The 14,142-nt window shown below is 31.5% G+C and carries 13 protein-coding genes; 11 read left to right on the forward strand and 2 right to left on the reverse strand.

Features of this window, described 5'->3' with window-relative positions:
- Positions 1 to 8: 8 nt before the first annotated feature.
- The 9 genes from acsE (at position 9) to FGK85_RS07920 (ending at position 9,019) form a co-directional block, all read left to right on the forward strand.
- Complete coding sequence (acsE, locus tag FGK85_RS07880; RefSeq protein ID WP_138205387.1) at positions 9 to 794, forward strand: carbon monoxide dehydrogenase/acetyl-CoA synthase methytransferase subunit; 786 nt, start codon at positions 9 to 11, stop codon at positions 792 to 794.
- 16 nt (positions 795 to 810) lie between these two features.
- Complete coding sequence (acsB, locus tag FGK85_RS07885) at positions 811 to 2,937, forward strand: acetyl-CoA decarbonylase/synthase complex subunit alpha/beta (RefSeq protein ID WP_138205389.1); 2,127 nt, start codon at positions 811 to 813, stop codon at positions 2,935 to 2,937.
- Positions 2,938 to 3,455: 518 nt separating this feature from the next.
- Positions 3,456 to 3,830 carry a glycine cleavage system protein GcvH gene (gene gcvH, locus FGK85_RS07890; RefSeq protein WP_138205390.1) on the forward strand — a complete coding sequence of 125 codons (375 nt, stop codon included), beginning with the start codon at positions 3,456 to 3,458 and terminating at the stop codon, positions 3,828 to 3,830.
- 55 nt (positions 3,831 to 3,885) lie between these two features.
- Positions 3,886 to 5,814: a corrinoid activation/regeneration protein AcsV gene (gene acsV, locus FGK85_RS07895; RefSeq protein ID WP_138205392.1), complete on the forward strand. Its 1,929-nt coding sequence runs from the start codon at positions 3,886 to 3,888 to the stop codon at positions 5,812 to 5,814.
- Between the two features lie 23 nt (positions 5,815 to 5,837).
- Positions 5,838 to 6,029, forward strand: coding sequence for a CooT family nickel-binding protein (locus FGK85_RS07900; RefSeq protein ID WP_138205394.1), 192 nt, complete (start codon positions 5,838 to 5,840; stop codon positions 6,027 to 6,029).
- A gap of 251 nt (positions 6,030 to 6,280) precedes the next feature.
- Entirely contained in the window at positions 6,281 to 6,739 is a 459-nt protein-coding gene (locus FGK85_RS07905) for a DUF8180 domain-containing protein (RefSeq protein ID WP_138205396.1), read from the forward strand.
- Between the two features lie 29 nt (positions 6,740 to 6,768).
- On the forward strand, positions 6,769 to 7,401 hold the full coding sequence (locus FGK85_RS07910) for a DUF3786 domain-containing protein (RefSeq protein WP_138205398.1): 633 nt from the start codon (positions 6,769 to 6,771) through the stop codon (positions 7,399 to 7,401).
- Between the two features lie 268 nt (positions 7,402 to 7,669).
- The gene (locus tag FGK85_RS07915; protein WP_138205400.1) at positions 7,670 to 8,530 is read left to right on the forward strand and encodes a formate/nitrite transporter family protein; all 861 of its coding nucleotides are present in this window, start codon (positions 7,670 to 7,672) and stop codon (positions 8,528 to 8,530) included.
- A gap of 84 nt (positions 8,531 to 8,614) precedes the next feature.
- A complete protein-coding gene (locus tag FGK85_RS07920) occupies positions 8,615 to 9,019 on the forward strand; it encodes a DUF3842 family protein (protein WP_138205401.1) in 405 nt (134 codons plus the stop codon).
- 312 nt (positions 9,020 to 9,331) lie between these two features.
- Here FGK85_RS07920 and FGK85_RS07925 read toward each other — a convergent pair whose 3' ends face one another.
- Complete coding sequence (locus tag FGK85_RS07925; RefSeq protein ID WP_138205403.1) at positions 9,332 to 10,519, reverse strand: cation diffusion facilitator family transporter; 1,188 nt, start codon at positions 10,517 to 10,519, stop codon at positions 9,332 to 9,334.
- A gap of 161 nt (positions 10,520 to 10,680) precedes the next feature.
- Positions 10,681 to 11,817 (reverse strand): PRK06851 family protein, encoded by a 1,137-nt coding sequence (locus FGK85_RS07930; RefSeq protein WP_138205405.1) that lies wholly within the window; start codon positions 11,815 to 11,817, stop codon positions 10,681 to 10,683.
- A gap of 175 nt (positions 11,818 to 11,992) precedes the next feature.
- Here FGK85_RS07930 and FGK85_RS07935 point away from each other — a divergent pair, with 175 nt between their 5' ends.
- Both FGK85_RS07935 and FGK85_RS07940 read left to right on the forward strand, forming a co-directional pair.
- Complete coding sequence (locus FGK85_RS07935) at positions 11,993 to 13,294, forward strand: M18 family aminopeptidase (protein WP_138205407.1); 1,302 nt, start codon at positions 11,993 to 11,995, stop codon at positions 13,292 to 13,294.
- A gap of 243 nt (positions 13,295 to 13,537) precedes the next feature.
- Positions 13,538 to 14,142 (forward strand): UPF0236 family transposase-like protein (locus tag FGK85_RS07940; protein WP_171011364.1); only part of this gene is annotated, 605 nt, incomplete at its 3' end.

The following is a 14,142-nucleotide window of genomic DNA, read 5'->3' on the forward strand; positions in this document are numbered from 1 at the left end:
GAAAAAACATGGAAAAATTCATGATTATAGGGGAAAGAATTCACTGTATATCACCAACTATAAGAAAAGCATTAGCAGAAAGAAATCCTGAACCAATATTAAAAAGAGCAAAAGAACAACTAGATGCAGGTGCTCATTACCTAGATTTAAATATAGGACCTGCTGAAAAAGATGGCGAAGACGTAATGCCATGGGCTGTACAATTACTACAAAACGAATTCAATAACGTTCCTCTTGCTTTAGATACAACTAATAAAAAAGCAATAGAAGCTGGAATAAAAGTTTATAACAGAGAAAAAGGAAAGCCAATAATAAACTCAGCAGATGCTGGAGAAAGAATAGAAATGATAGATTTAGCAGCTGCTAACGATGCAATGGTAATAGCTTTATGTGCTAAAGAAGGTATTACAAGAGACAATGACGAAAGAATGGCATATTGTACAGAAATGCTTGAAAGAGGAATGTCTTTAGGATTAGAACCAACAGATATGTTATTTGACCCTCTATTCCTAGTTATAAAAGGAATGCAAGAAAAACAAAAAGAAGTTCTAGAAGCAGTTAGATTAATAAGCGAAATGGAGCTTAAGACTGTTTGTGGATTAAGTAATGTATCTAATGGAGCACCAAAACATTTAAGACCAATAATGGATGCTAATTTCTGTGCTATGGCTATGCAAGCAGGATTAACATCAGCAATTATGAACCCATGTGATCAAAGATTAATGGAAACTATAAAAACTTGTGATATTATAAATGGAGCAGTTTTATACGCAGATTCTTATTTAGATCTATAAAAGGGGGTAAGGGAAGATGAATTTATTTCAAACTATATTTACAGGCTCAAATCAAGCTTTAGAAGCAGCTAAAGGCCTAGTTGCTCAAGCTATAAGTGAAAAAGGTAAAGATTGTAAAGTTGCTTTTCCTGACACTGCTTATGCACTTCCAATAATTTTTGCAGCTACAGGAAAGAAAATAACTACTCTTGAAGAACTAGAAGGAGCTTTAGCTGTAGTAGAAAGCTTAATAGTTCAAGAAGAAAGATTAGAAAAGGCTTTAAATGCAGGACTTGCTACTGCAGTAGCAGCAGAAATAATTGAAGCTGCTAAATATGTATTAAGTGACACACCATACACAGAACCTTGTATAGGCTTTGTACCAGACCCAGTTATCCGTTCATTAGGAGTTCCACTAGTTACTGGCGATATCCCTGGAATAGCAGTTGTTTTAGGAGAATGTCCAGATAGTGAAACCGCAGCAAAAGTTATAAAAGATTACCAATCAAAAGGACTTCTTACTTTCTTAGTAGGAAAGGTAATTGACCAAGCTATAGAAGCTAATGTAAAAATGGGTCTAGACCTAAGAGTTATTCCTGTTGGATATGATGTAACATCAGTAATTCATGTTGTATCAGTAGCTATAAGAGCAGGATTTATATTTGGTGCACTTGAAGGCGGTAAATTCGGTGATTTCTTAGAGTACACAGACAAGAGAATTCTTGCTTTTGTAAATGCCTTTGGACCACTTAGTGAATTAGTAGTTTCTGCAGGAGCAGGTGCTATAGCACTTGGATTCCCAGTAATTACTGACCAAGATGTTCAAGAAGTTCCAACATTATTATTAACTCAAAAAGATTATGATAAAGTACCAAAAACTTCATTAGAAGCTAGACATATAAAAATAAAAATAACTGAAATTCCTATACCAGTAGCTTTTGCAGCAGCATTTGAAGGTGAAAGAATAAGAAAGAATGATATGTTTGCTGAATTTGGTGGAGGAAAAACTGATGCTTGGGAACTAGTAATGCAAAGAGAACTTTCAGAAGTTGAAGATCATAAGATTACATTAATAGGTCCAGATGTTGATACTATAACAGAAGCACCAGGAAGACTTCCATTAGGAGTATTCATAGAAGTTGCTGGAGCTAACATGCAAAAAGACTTTGAACCAGTTCTTGAAAGAAGACTTCACTATTTCTTAAACTATATAGAAGGTGTAATGCACGTTGGTCAAAGAAACTTAACTTGGGTTAGAATAGGTAAGGAAGCTTATGAAAAAGGCTTTAGATTAAACCACATAGGAGAAGTTATCTATGCTAAGATATTAGATGAATTCGGATCTGTTGTGGATAAATGTCAAGTTACTATAGTAACTGATCCAGATAAATGTGGAGAATTAAGAGAAAAATATGCTATGCCAAGATACATGGAAAGAGATGAAAGATTAGAATCTCTAATAGACGAAAATGTAGATACTTTCTACACTTGTAACTTATGTCAATCTTTCGCTCCAGCTCACGTATGTGTTGTAACACCTGAAAGACTTGGACTTTGCGGAGCAGTTAGTTGGTTAGATGCTAAAGCTACACTAGAATTAAATCCAACAGGACCATGTCAAGCAATACCAAAAGAAGGAGTTATTGACGAAAACTTAGGTATTTGGCAAAAGGTAAATGAAGTTGTTGAGCAAATGTCTCAAGGTGCAGTAAGCCAAGTTACATTATACAGCTTACTTCAAGATCCAATGACATCTTGTGGATGTTTTGAATGTATCTGCGGTATAATGCCAGAGGCTAATGGTGTTGTAATAGTAAACAGAGAATATGGTTCAATTTCTCCTCTAGGAATGACTTTTGGAGAACTTGCATCTATGACAGGTGGTGGAGTCCAAACTCCAGGATTTATGGGACATGGAAGACCATTCATATCTTCAAAGAAATTCTTAAAAGCTGAAGGCGGAGTTTCAAGAATCGTTTGGATGCCAAAAGAATTAAAAGAATTTGTTAAAGAAAAATTAAATAAAACAGCTAAAGAATTATATGATATAGATAACTTTGCAGATATGATTTGTGATGAAACTATATCTACAGATTCAGAAGGCGTATTAGCATTCTTAGAAGAAAAAGGTCATCCAGCATTAACTATGGATCCTATTATGTAATTAAGAATTAAGAATTAATAATTCAACTTTCGCAGCTATAAAATAAAAATATAAAATTTGTAGATAAGTAATGGGTATTAGATAAGAAGTAAGAAGTAAGAGTTAAGGATAAAACTCTAGGAGTTTTTTATAATTAATCTATAAGTAATAATTCTTACTTCTTACCTTATATAGCGTAAAGCTTAAAGTTTATCCGATGACTACCTGCCGTAACACTTCCACCTCTAACAAAGTGGGAGATAACGGCAGCTACGTCCCTGGATAACGATCTCTAACCTTCAGTTGGAGTGAAAACTCCATCTGAAGCTAAGAGTTCTGTTTATATGCGAAAGTTGAGTTAATAACTATAGTTATTGTTTAAGATACTTGCATAATCTGTGCTATTACCACCTTCATCAGTTGAGTTAATAACTATAGTTATTGTTTAAGTTCAGTTATAGTGGGTTTAAATATAATTTAAATCCGCTATAACTACAATATGGTCATTTATGTTTAAAATATTTTAGGGAGGCATATATATGAATCATCCAGAAAATTTATATTATAGTAAAGAACATACTTGGGCAAGAGTTGAGGGAGATACAGCTTATGTTGGAATAACTGATTTTGCTCAAAGTCAATTGGGAGAAATATTGTTTGTTGAAATGCCAGAAGTAGACGATGAAATAACTCAAGATGAAACTTTTGGAGTAGTTGAATCTTCTAAAAAGGCTTCAGATTTATTTGCTCCAATTTCAGGAACAGTGTTAGAAATAAATGAAAAGTTAGATGATGAACCAGAATATATAAATGAAGATGCATATGATGCTTGGATTATAAAAGTTCAATTAAGTGATAAAGGTGAGCTAGATAATTTATTAAGCTCTGCTGATTACCAATCAAGTATAAAATAGTATAGTCTTTCTCGGCCTAGGCCGAGAAAGCTTTTCTTACAGGGGGTATTGATTTATGGCTAAAGTTAATTTTACTTCTCATGGAGTACAGGTAGAAGCAAAAAATGGAGAAAGCTTGCTTGCAGTAATACGAGGAGCTGGAATATTTATAGATGCACCTTGTAATGGTAATGGCTCTTGTGGAAAATGCAAGGTTAAGATAATTAATGGACAAGTAAATTGTAGTAAAAGCAATCATATAAGTGAAGAGGAACTAGCACAGGGTTATGTATTAGCTTGCTGCTCTACTGTAAATGGAGATGTGGATGTAGAGATTCCTTCCACTGCTGATGATGCTATGCACAATATGAAGATAGAAGACTTAGGTGGAGAAAAGGAAAAGATAATATTTAAAGAAGCAATAGAAAAACTAAAAGAAAATGGAATAAAGCTTGGGATAAATATTAAAAAAAGTTTTTTACAAATTCCAGAACCAACTCTAGACGATAACATATCAGATGTGGATAGATTAATAAGACAGGTAAGAAATACATTGGGATGTGGAAATGTTCAATGTGGGCTTTCAGTAATCAAAAATATACCTCATATCTTAAGGAAAAATAATTTTAATATTACTATAACTTATATTGAAGAAGAAAATAACATAAACATAATAAATATAGAGGGAAATGACACCTCAAATAAATTATATGGAGTAGCTATAGATATTGGTACTACTTCAGTTGCAGCATGTATTATAAACTTAAATTCTGGAGATATAATAGCTAAGGCCTCTTCAGGAAATGCACAAATACAATATGGAGCAGATGTAATAAATAGAATAATTTATGCAGGTAAGAAGGATGGAATTAAAAAATTAAATGACGCCATCATAAAATATACCATAAATCCATTATTGGCAAAAATGTATAGAGAAAGCAGTATAGAATCTCATGAAATTGCATCTTTTGTAGTAGCAGGAAATACTACTATGAGTCATTTATTCTTAGGCATTCAGCCTGATTACATAAGGATGGAGCCTTACATACCAGCATTTTTAAGTTCTCCATACATAAAAGCAAATGAATTAGGAGTGGATGTAAATCCTGAAACCACTATATATTTAGCCCCATCTGTGGCAAGTTATGTAGGAGGAGACATTACTGCAGGAGCGTTAGCCTCTGGTATTTGGAATTCTGAAGAAAATGTTTTATTTATAGATTTAGGAACCAATGGAGAGATAGTTTTTGGTAATAGGGAATTCTTAATGAGTTGCGCGTGCTCAGCAGGACCAGCTTTTGAAGGTGGAGAAATAAGTTGTGGTATGAGAGCATCTAGTGGAGCTATTGAAAAGGTGGAAATAGATAAAAATACCTATGAGCCAAAGATTCAAATAATAGGTGAAGAAAAACCTATAGGTATATGTGGTTCTGGTATAATAGACTTAATATATCAGTTAATGGTCGCTAAAATAATTGATAGAAGAGGAAAAATTGTTAAAGGTTTAAACACACCTAGAGTTAGATTTGATGAGCATGGTATGGGTGAGTATATATTAGCCTTTAAAGAAGAATATAATATAGAGAAGAATATAACCATAAATGAGGTTGACATAGATAATTTTATAAGAGCTAAAGGAGCTGTTTATTCTGGGATATCATCAATGATTTCCAGTGTGGGAATGGACTTTGATTGTATAGATAGATTATACATAGCTGGAGGCATTGGAAATAACTTAGATGTAGAAAGCTCAATAATGATAGGTATGCTTCCAGATATACCTAGAGATAAGGTGAAGTATATAGGTAATAGCTCATTAATAGGATGTTATTTAACTATAATGAGTAAAGAAGCCAAGGATAAACTTGAGGAAATATCCAGTGGTATAACTTACTTAGAATTAAGTGTGGAGCCTGGATATATGGATGAATTTGTATCAGCATGTTTTTTACCACATACTGATATAGAAAGATTCCCAACAGTAAAACAACTGTTAGGAGAATAGATTATTAAGAGGAGGATTTTGCTATGTGTGAATCAACAGCTTATTTAATAACTCCTGAGGGAGAAGAAAAGATAATGGAATATGTGGTAGAAGTTTTACCAAAGGAAGATGGAAAAATATTTTTAGCAGATCTTTTAGGAGAAGAAAAGATAGTAGATGGCGTGTTAAAAGAAATAAAATTATTAGATCATAAAATTATAATTGAAGGAAAATAGTAAAATAAATAATAAAGTAAAAATATCAAATAACAAAGTAAAAAAGCAAATAACATTTTCAGCCAAGGCTGAAAATGAACAATATTTGATATTTGATATTTGAACTTTGATATTTCAACAACATTTGATATTTGATATTTGAACTTTGATATTTCAACAACATTAAAAAATAGGCATTATAAGCTGGAATTTATGAATAAAAGTTTAATAGTTTAAATTTGCAAAAATATAAATACGTGGAGGGGATAATTATGTGTAAAGATTTAAAACATGAACATACCCATGAGCATTGTCACGAACATGCTCATGAACATTTTGATGGAGAGCATACTCACGAGCATTGCCATGAGCACACTCATGAACATTGCCATGAGCACACTCATGAACATTGCCATGAGCATACTCATGAAGAGTGTCATGAACACACACATCATCATGAGCACTGCCATGAACACACACATGAACATACACACGATCAAAATGAATGCTGTTGTGGTGAAAATTCATCATTAAATAAAGAAGAAAAAACTCTAAAAATATTATTATCCCATTGGATAGATCATAATAAATCTCATGAAGATGGATTTAAGGAATGGGTAGAAAAATCTAAAAAAATGGGCAAAGAAGATACAGCCAAATATATAGAAGAAGCTATAAAATATATGGAAAAGGCAAATGAAATGTTAAAGGAAGCTGGAAACAACATTTAACCTTAAAACGAGAGGATGAAATAGGGCTAATGGATAAAAAAGCTGTGGAAGAAAGAAGAAAAGATAAAATACCGTATGAACACTATAAAGATATATTGAAAAACTATAATCCAAAAGCAATAGTAGAAAATACTGGATGCACATTTGATGAAGAAAAACAAGAGTTTACTATAAAAATCATGGGACAAGATTATATAGTTAAGTATCCATTAGGTGAAGTATTAAATGGGGATTATTCTTCAATAGAAAAGTACCCTATAAAAACATTAATACTTAGATACTTAATAAATGCTAAGGGAGTACCTCCAATTAATCATGATATAACTTATAGAGATGTGCCAGGGGGAGAAGTGTATTACAATAATTTTTATGGAAGATGTATCTTAAGATTAATAAGAACCTTTGGAAAGGATTTGGACAAGTTTCGCAAAGCATTCGAAAACATTCCAAAGGAAGAAGTGCAAATGGGAGATATAGCTTATAAATTTCAATTTATAAATAGAGTATATGTAACTTTTGCTTTATGGTCAGGGGATGAAGAATTTCCTCCATCAGCTCAAATACTTTTCGATAAAAACGCTTCTTTCTACTTTACAGCAGAAGATTTAGCTGTAGTAGGTGATGTTTCTATAGGAATTTTAACTCAGAATGCATATAAGTAAAAAGCTTGAAAAAGTGAAATATACATTTTAATTTACTGCTTAATGTACCGCAATTCGTAATGTATGGTTATACGATAAAAATTAAAGCGTTAAAATTAAAAATTATATTACAAATTACGAATTCTAGTGTAATGTAATCAAAAAACAAATAAATATGAACTTATGACTCAAGATGATTTTTTTGGGGTACATATTTGTTAATAAGCTGCTTTAAATAGGGCAGTTTGTTAAATAAAATATTGAAAAATAAAAAGGGGATGTGGGTCATATGGAAAGTAAAATCTTAAAACCGGCTGAAATAAGAGAGATTACTATTAAAGCAGGAGAAACAAAGGCAAAAATAGGACTTAGTCAGGGAATTATATTAGGAATACTGGCAGGGGCATTTGTAGCTATAGGGGGGGCTGTAGCATCAGTAGGAACTCATAGTATTACTAATGTAGGATTATCCAAATTGGTAGGAGGGGCACTGTTTCCAATAGGGTTAATATTAGTAATTATATGTGGAGCTGAATTGTTTACCGGAAATAGTCTAATGTTTTTAGGAGTACTAGAAGGAAGAGTTAGTTTTAAAAAGTTATTGAGAAACTGGATAATAGTGTACATTTCCAATTTTGTAGGAGCTATTATTATATCTTTTTTAGTTTTTCAATCAGGCATGCTTAATTTAAGTGGTAGAAAACTTGGAGGTAGCGTTATAAAGGTAGCAGCAGCTAAGGGAGGCTTAAGTTTTGGTCCAGCTTTTGCTAGTGGTATATTATGTAACATGTTGGTATGTCTTGCGGTTTGGGGTGCCACAGCATCAAAAGATGTTATTGGAAAGGTAGTTATGTCATGGTTTCCAGTTATGACATTTGTTACTTGTGGATTTGAACACTGTATAGCAAATATGTATTTTTTAACAGTAGGCATTTTTGCAAAATCTAATGTAGCGTATGTACAAGCGTCAGGATTAACTCCAGAAAAATTGGCATTGGTTAGTGGAAAAGGAATTTTTAATAATTTACTGCCAGTAACTTTAGGAAATATAGTTGGAGGAGCTGTTTTAATAGCAGGAGCTTATTTCTTAGCTTATAAAAGTAATGTTAGCAGTGTAAATAATTCATATTCAGCAACTACTAATAAATAGATTTTATATAGGCTTTGATTTAAGAAGCTGAAGAGGTTATTAATAGCCTTCATATGAACACTAATAAAAAAAGGTGGTTATTTGATGAGAGTAGCAGTAATTGATGGATTAGGCGGCGGATTAGGAAAAGTTATAATTGAAAAAATTAGGGAGCAGTATAAAGAAGGATTTGAAATTATCGCATTAGGAACAAATTCTTTAGCCACTTCAAGCATGATAAAGGGTGGGGCTCATGCAGCAGCTACAGGTGAAAATGCCATAAAGGTTATGTCACAAGAAGTAGATGTAATTATAGGACCTATAGCTATGCTTGTAGCAAATTCAATGATGGGAGAAATAACTCCAGTTATGTCAGAAGCTATTGCAATTAGTAAAGCAAGAAAAATAATTTTGCCTTTAAATAGATGTAATGTAATTACTGTAGGTACTAGACAGTTATCTATGAGTCAAATGGTGAACTTAGTTATTGAAGAGTTGAGTATTTGTTAATATTAAAATAAAAAGCCAGTAAAGATTCTTGTTTATAAAAGACTCTTTACTGGCTTTTTTAGTCTACAATCCACAAATTTTAATCTATAATTATAATTTAGATACTAGTTTATTTATATGATAGACTTTATTTAGGTACTAGGTACTAGGTACTAGGTACTAGGTGCTAGGTGCTAGGTACTAGATTATAGGTATATAGGAATGAAATATACCCCACTTGCTTCGTTGAAGTGGGGTGTTTCGTGGTTAGTAATACTAATGTAGCAAGTTTCGCTTAAAATAAAGTCTTTGAGGAGGATTGGAGAATAATAGCTACCTTATAAAGGTGTAATTTTTATCTATAGTTATTAAACAATTATAAGCAGGATTTATAGCTTTTAACTTTTTATCAATTTGTAATATAATTTCATCTTCTTTCTTTTGGTCTATATGAATATCATGGTCAACCACTACGTCAAATATTAAGTTAATATATTCATTTTCACCAACCATTCTGAAATCATGCATGGATTCTATTTCTGGTATGGTATTGAGTACAGATATAACATGATCTTTGCATTTTTGAACTTCTTTGTTGTTGGTATTAATGGGGTCCATGTGTATAACTAATAAGATATTGTGTTTTTTAGACATTTCTTTTTCAGCTCTATCTATTATTTCATGTATCTTTAATATAGATATATCGCAAGGAACTTCAGCATGTAAGGATACCATGAATTTAGATGGACCGTAGTTATGAACTATTATGTCATGAACTCCGGTTATATATTCATAACTAAGTAAATCCTTCTGTATATTTTCTACTAATTCAGCATCTGGAGCTTCACCTAAAAGAGGATTTATAGTTTCCTTTACAAGACTAAAACCAGAGTAAATTATGAAAAGTGCTACTAAAATACCTATATATCCATCTATGGGTAGAGAGGTGAAGTTTGATATAACAAAGGATAGAGCAACTACACTGGTGGTTATTACATCACTGAAAGCGTCCATGGAAGTGGCACTTAAGGTGGTGGAATTTATTTTTTTACCGAGCTTTTTATTAAAAAATCCAAGCCACACCTTCACCAGTATAGAAAAAAGTAAAAGAATAAATGGTATTATTTGAAAATTTATTTTTGTAGGGTTTACTATTCTATCAAAGGAGGTTTTTACAAATTGAAAACCTACCATCATAACAAAAAAGGAAACTACAAGAGCAGCTAAATACTCCACACGACCATGTCCAAAGGGATGTTCCTTATCAGCAGGTTTATTTGCCAATTTAAAAGACACTACTGTTATTAAAGAAGAGGCAGCATCTGATAAATTGTTAAAAGCATCAGCAGTGATAGCTATACTGTGAGAGATAAAGCCCACTGTAAGTTTTATGGAGGATAGCAGTATGTTTGCAAATATTCCTACTACTCCTGCAAGATATCCATATTTTTGTCTAACCCCTTCATCATCTGTATCTTTATAGTTTTTTATAAAACGTGAAATCAAAAAATTAGTTAACAAGCTAAAACACCGTCCTTAAAATTAAAAAATAAATAAACCATTAATTAGTATAATATACTATTTAGCAATAAAATCCAAGGGGTAGTAGTTTATATTGACAATATTTAAAATTCAATATTGTTGATATTCAATAACTAGTTATCAAGCATAGGAAATTAATTTTATACGAAAAATATATCATTTTTTATTTGTTTAAAGGCATTATCTACGGTGTTTTTACTTTCATATTCTAAAAAATTATTTAAGACTTTTTTATATTTTTCGTTTACTTTTGTGAAGTCCATGGCAGGTATATAGTAAGCTTCTAACTGATCATGTAACGTTTTTGCTCCAGAGATTATCTCTAATCCTTTATCTAAAAGGAGATAAAAGGTTTCTTTTTCATCTTGTATTTTAGTAAGATTTTTATTTAGTATATTTTCCTTTTGTAGTTCATTTGTATATATTTGAGTTCCAGAAAACTCTTTTTTATTTATTTCATTAGAAGTTAATAATGCTACGTTTAAATCGGGAATTAAAACATGTTCTATTTCTTGCGGAATAAGAGGTTTATGGAATATTTCCACATAATGTCCCCTTTTAATAGCTTCATTACCTAAAAAGCTTAATATATTAGATTTACAGGTACCAGGTTCGCCATTTAATACATATATATTTTTATAATTTTCCTGTAAATTGTCTATATAAGTGACGATTCCATTAGGAGTAAAGGCAGTGGCAAATAAATGTCTTTCCTTTCCTAATGTACTTACTTTATTTTTGAAAAGCTCCTCTTTTAACTTTTCTTTCAACATATTTAATTTTGAAAAATCCATAGCTTCCAAATTTAAATTGCTCCATCCATCATGAATAATTTTAGCTGCTTCAATATACTTATAAGCTCTTTTAAAGGTATTGCCTATGGCATTATTTATGGAAATTATTTCACTCTTATTATTTCGAAGTTTTTTTTCATCCCAACAGTCACTTAAATTTAAAACTTCATCTACAGCGCCGGGATTTTTAGGATCCACTATGTGGGGAGCTGTAGCATCTAATATAGCAACTTTTAAAGCAGGGATTAATACTCCATCTAGAGAATTGTTATCCGATGAGCAGTGATGATATTCTATATTGTATCCATTAGAGTTAAAGTATTCACCAATTTTTTTCATCATTGAAGATTTTCCAGTACCAGGTCCCCCCTTAATGCAAATGATTTTATTAGCATCTTCCTGAGATAAAATGTAATGGTAGTAAGAATAAAAGCCCTGTGATGTATTTCCACCAGGGAATAAGTGTCTTATAGTTCCTTTCACATAAATCACACTCCATGAATTACTAAAATTTTACTTAATAATATAATACTCATAATTCAGTATTTTAATACATTTTTTACATTGTAAATCTATATTTGGAGTTGCAATAATATATATGTTATAATCAAACTATGTAAATAAATAAAAATTATATAAAATTTCGGGGGAATTTATAATGACAAAGGAATTAGAATTAGCTCAAAATCTTATTGACTTTATTTATGAAAGTCCAACAGCTTTTCATGCAGTAGAAACTGTAAAAAATGAATTAAATGCTAATGGATTTAAGGAAATAAAGGAAAGCGAAAAATGGAATTTAGAAAAAGGCGGAAAGTACTATGTTACTAAAAATGGTTCAGCTTTAACAGCCTTTGTAGTTGGAAATGGAGAAATGGAAGAATATGGATTTAAACTAATAGGAGCTCATACAGATTCTCCAACATTTAGAATTAAGCCATCTGCAGAAATGGTTTCAGAAAACACATATGTAAGATTAAACACTGAAGTATATGGAGGACCTATACTTAATACATGGTTAGATAGACCTCTTTCAGTGGCTGGTAGAGTAGCATTAAAGAGTGAAAACCCATTATGCCCAGAAATAAGATTAGTAAACATAAAAAAACCTATACTTATAATACCTAATCTTGCAATACACATGAATCGTGAAGTAAATAGCGGTGTAGAATTAAACAAGCAAAAGGATACATTGCCATTACTAGCATTAGTAAATGAAAATTTAGAAAAGGGAAATTATCTTTTGAATACAGTAGCTAAAGAGCTAGATGTTAAAAAAGAAGATATAATAGACTTTGATTTATTCTTATATGAGTTTGAAAAAGGAAGTATAATAGGACTTAATGATGAATTCATATCTTGCGGAAGATTAGATGACTTAGCTATGGTTCATGCAGGAATAAAAGCTTTAATTAATAGTAAAACTACAAAAGGAACAAATGTAATGGTTTGTTTTGATAATGAAGAAGTAGGAAGTTCTACAAAACAAGGTGCAGATTCTCAAATGCTTGCTAATGTATTAGAAAGAATAGCATTATCTATGGGAAAAGGCAGAGAAGATTTCCTTAGAGCTTTATCAAAATCATTTATAATTTCTGGAGACTTAGCTCATGCAGTTCATCCAAATTCAGGAGAAAAACATGACCCAACTAATAGACCAGTAATTAATAAGGGACCAGTAATAAAAGTAAATGCAAATCAAAGTTACACTACAGACAGTGAGTCATGTGCTGTATACGAAATGGTATGCAAAAGGGCAGGAGTGCCTTATCAAAAATTTGTTAACCGTTCAGATTCAAGAGGAGGCTCTACTATAGGACCTATATCTTCAACTCATTTAGATATAAGATCCGTAGACATGGGAACTCCAGTGCTTGCAATGCACTCTGTACGTGAATTTGGCGGAGTTCAAGACCACACTTATGTACTAAAATCTTTCGAAGAATTTTATAATATTTAGAATAGATTGTGAAGTAAGTGCTATAGGAAAAATCTGCTTTTAATTCCGTGATAAATGTGAAATTTTGGACTGTGAACAATACGCCAAGAATTAAGTAAGAACTTAGAGTATAATTTTAGTAGGCAAAGATAGTAGTAATTACTGCTTAGAAAATTTAAAAGGAGATACAAAAAGTATCTCCCATGTACATAAAAAATCCATTATAATGTAAGTTGAAAAAACTATAAGATAATGGGTGATATTATGTACAATACAAGTTTAAATGAAAAAGAGATAACTTTCAATGATTTAGAGAAAAAAATATATAAATATGTATGTGATGAAGCATGCAGGTTCATGAGAGAGGTGCTAACGCACCTAGACCGTAGGTTGATGGATGAAAGAAATACTAAGGTTTATAGAAGTAAAGGTTTAAGACGTACGTGTATAAAGACTATTATGGGGGATGTAGAATTTGAGAGACGTCTGTATGAATTTAAAACAGAGGATGGCAAAAAAGCTTATAAATTCTTACTAGATGAATATTTACAAATGGATACAATAGGTCAGATTTCAACCACGTTAGTAGAAAAGATTGTAGATAATGTGACTAATGTTTCTTATAGGGATACTGCGAAAAATATTAAAGAGTTAACCAACCAAGAAATCAGCCATACAGCAGTATGGAATGTAGTACAAAAATTAGGTTCTAAACTTGAAGAAAAAGAAGAAAGAAAAATAATATTAAATAAAAAAGGTAAATTAAATGGATCGAAAGAAGTTAAAGTTTTATTTCAAGAAATGGATGGAATTTGGTTGAGTATCCAAGGAAAAGATAAACCTAAAGGAAAAAAGTCTAAAAAGAAAGA

Origin of the sequence: Haloimpatiens lingqiaonensis (assembly GCF_901447495.1) — a bacterium.
GTDB lineage: Bacteria > Bacillota > Clostridia > Clostridiales > Clostridiaceae > Haloimpatiens > Haloimpatiens lingqiaonensis.

Coding starts and splice junctions, on each gene's coding strand:
- gcvH (WP_138205390.1), top strand. CDS start 3,456: ATGAATCATCCAGAAAATTTATATTATAGTAAAGAACATACTTGGGCA.
- acsE (WP_138205387.1), top strand. CDS start 9: ATGGAAAAATTCATGATTATAGGGGAAAGAATTCACTGTATATCACCA.
- acsV (WP_138205392.1), top strand. CDS start 3,886: ATGGCTAAAGTTAATTTTACTTCTCATGGAGTACAGGTAGAAGCAAAA.
- FGK85_RS07915 (WP_138205400.1), top strand. CDS start 7,670: ATGGAAAGTAAAATCTTAAAACCGGCTGAAATAAGAGAGATTACTATT.
- FGK85_RS07910 (WP_138205398.1), top strand. CDS start 6,769: ATGGATAAAAAAGCTGTGGAAGAAAGAAGAAAAGATAAAATACCGTAT.
- acsB (WP_138205389.1), top strand. CDS start 811: ATGAATTTATTTCAAACTATATTTACAGGCTCAAATCAAGCTTTAGAA.
- FGK85_RS07900 (WP_138205394.1), top strand. CDS start 5,838: ATGTGTGAATCAACAGCTTATTTAATAACTCCTGAGGGAGAAGAAAAG.
- FGK85_RS07905 (WP_138205396.1), top strand. CDS start 6,281: ATGTGTAAAGATTTAAAACATGAACATACCCATGAGCATTGTCACGAA.
- FGK85_RS07935 (WP_138205407.1), top strand. CDS start 11,993: ATGACAAAGGAATTAGAATTAGCTCAAAATCTTATTGACTTTATTTAT.
- FGK85_RS07920 (WP_138205401.1), top strand. CDS start 8,615: ATGAGAGTAGCAGTAATTGATGGATTAGGCGGCGGATTAGGAAAAGTT.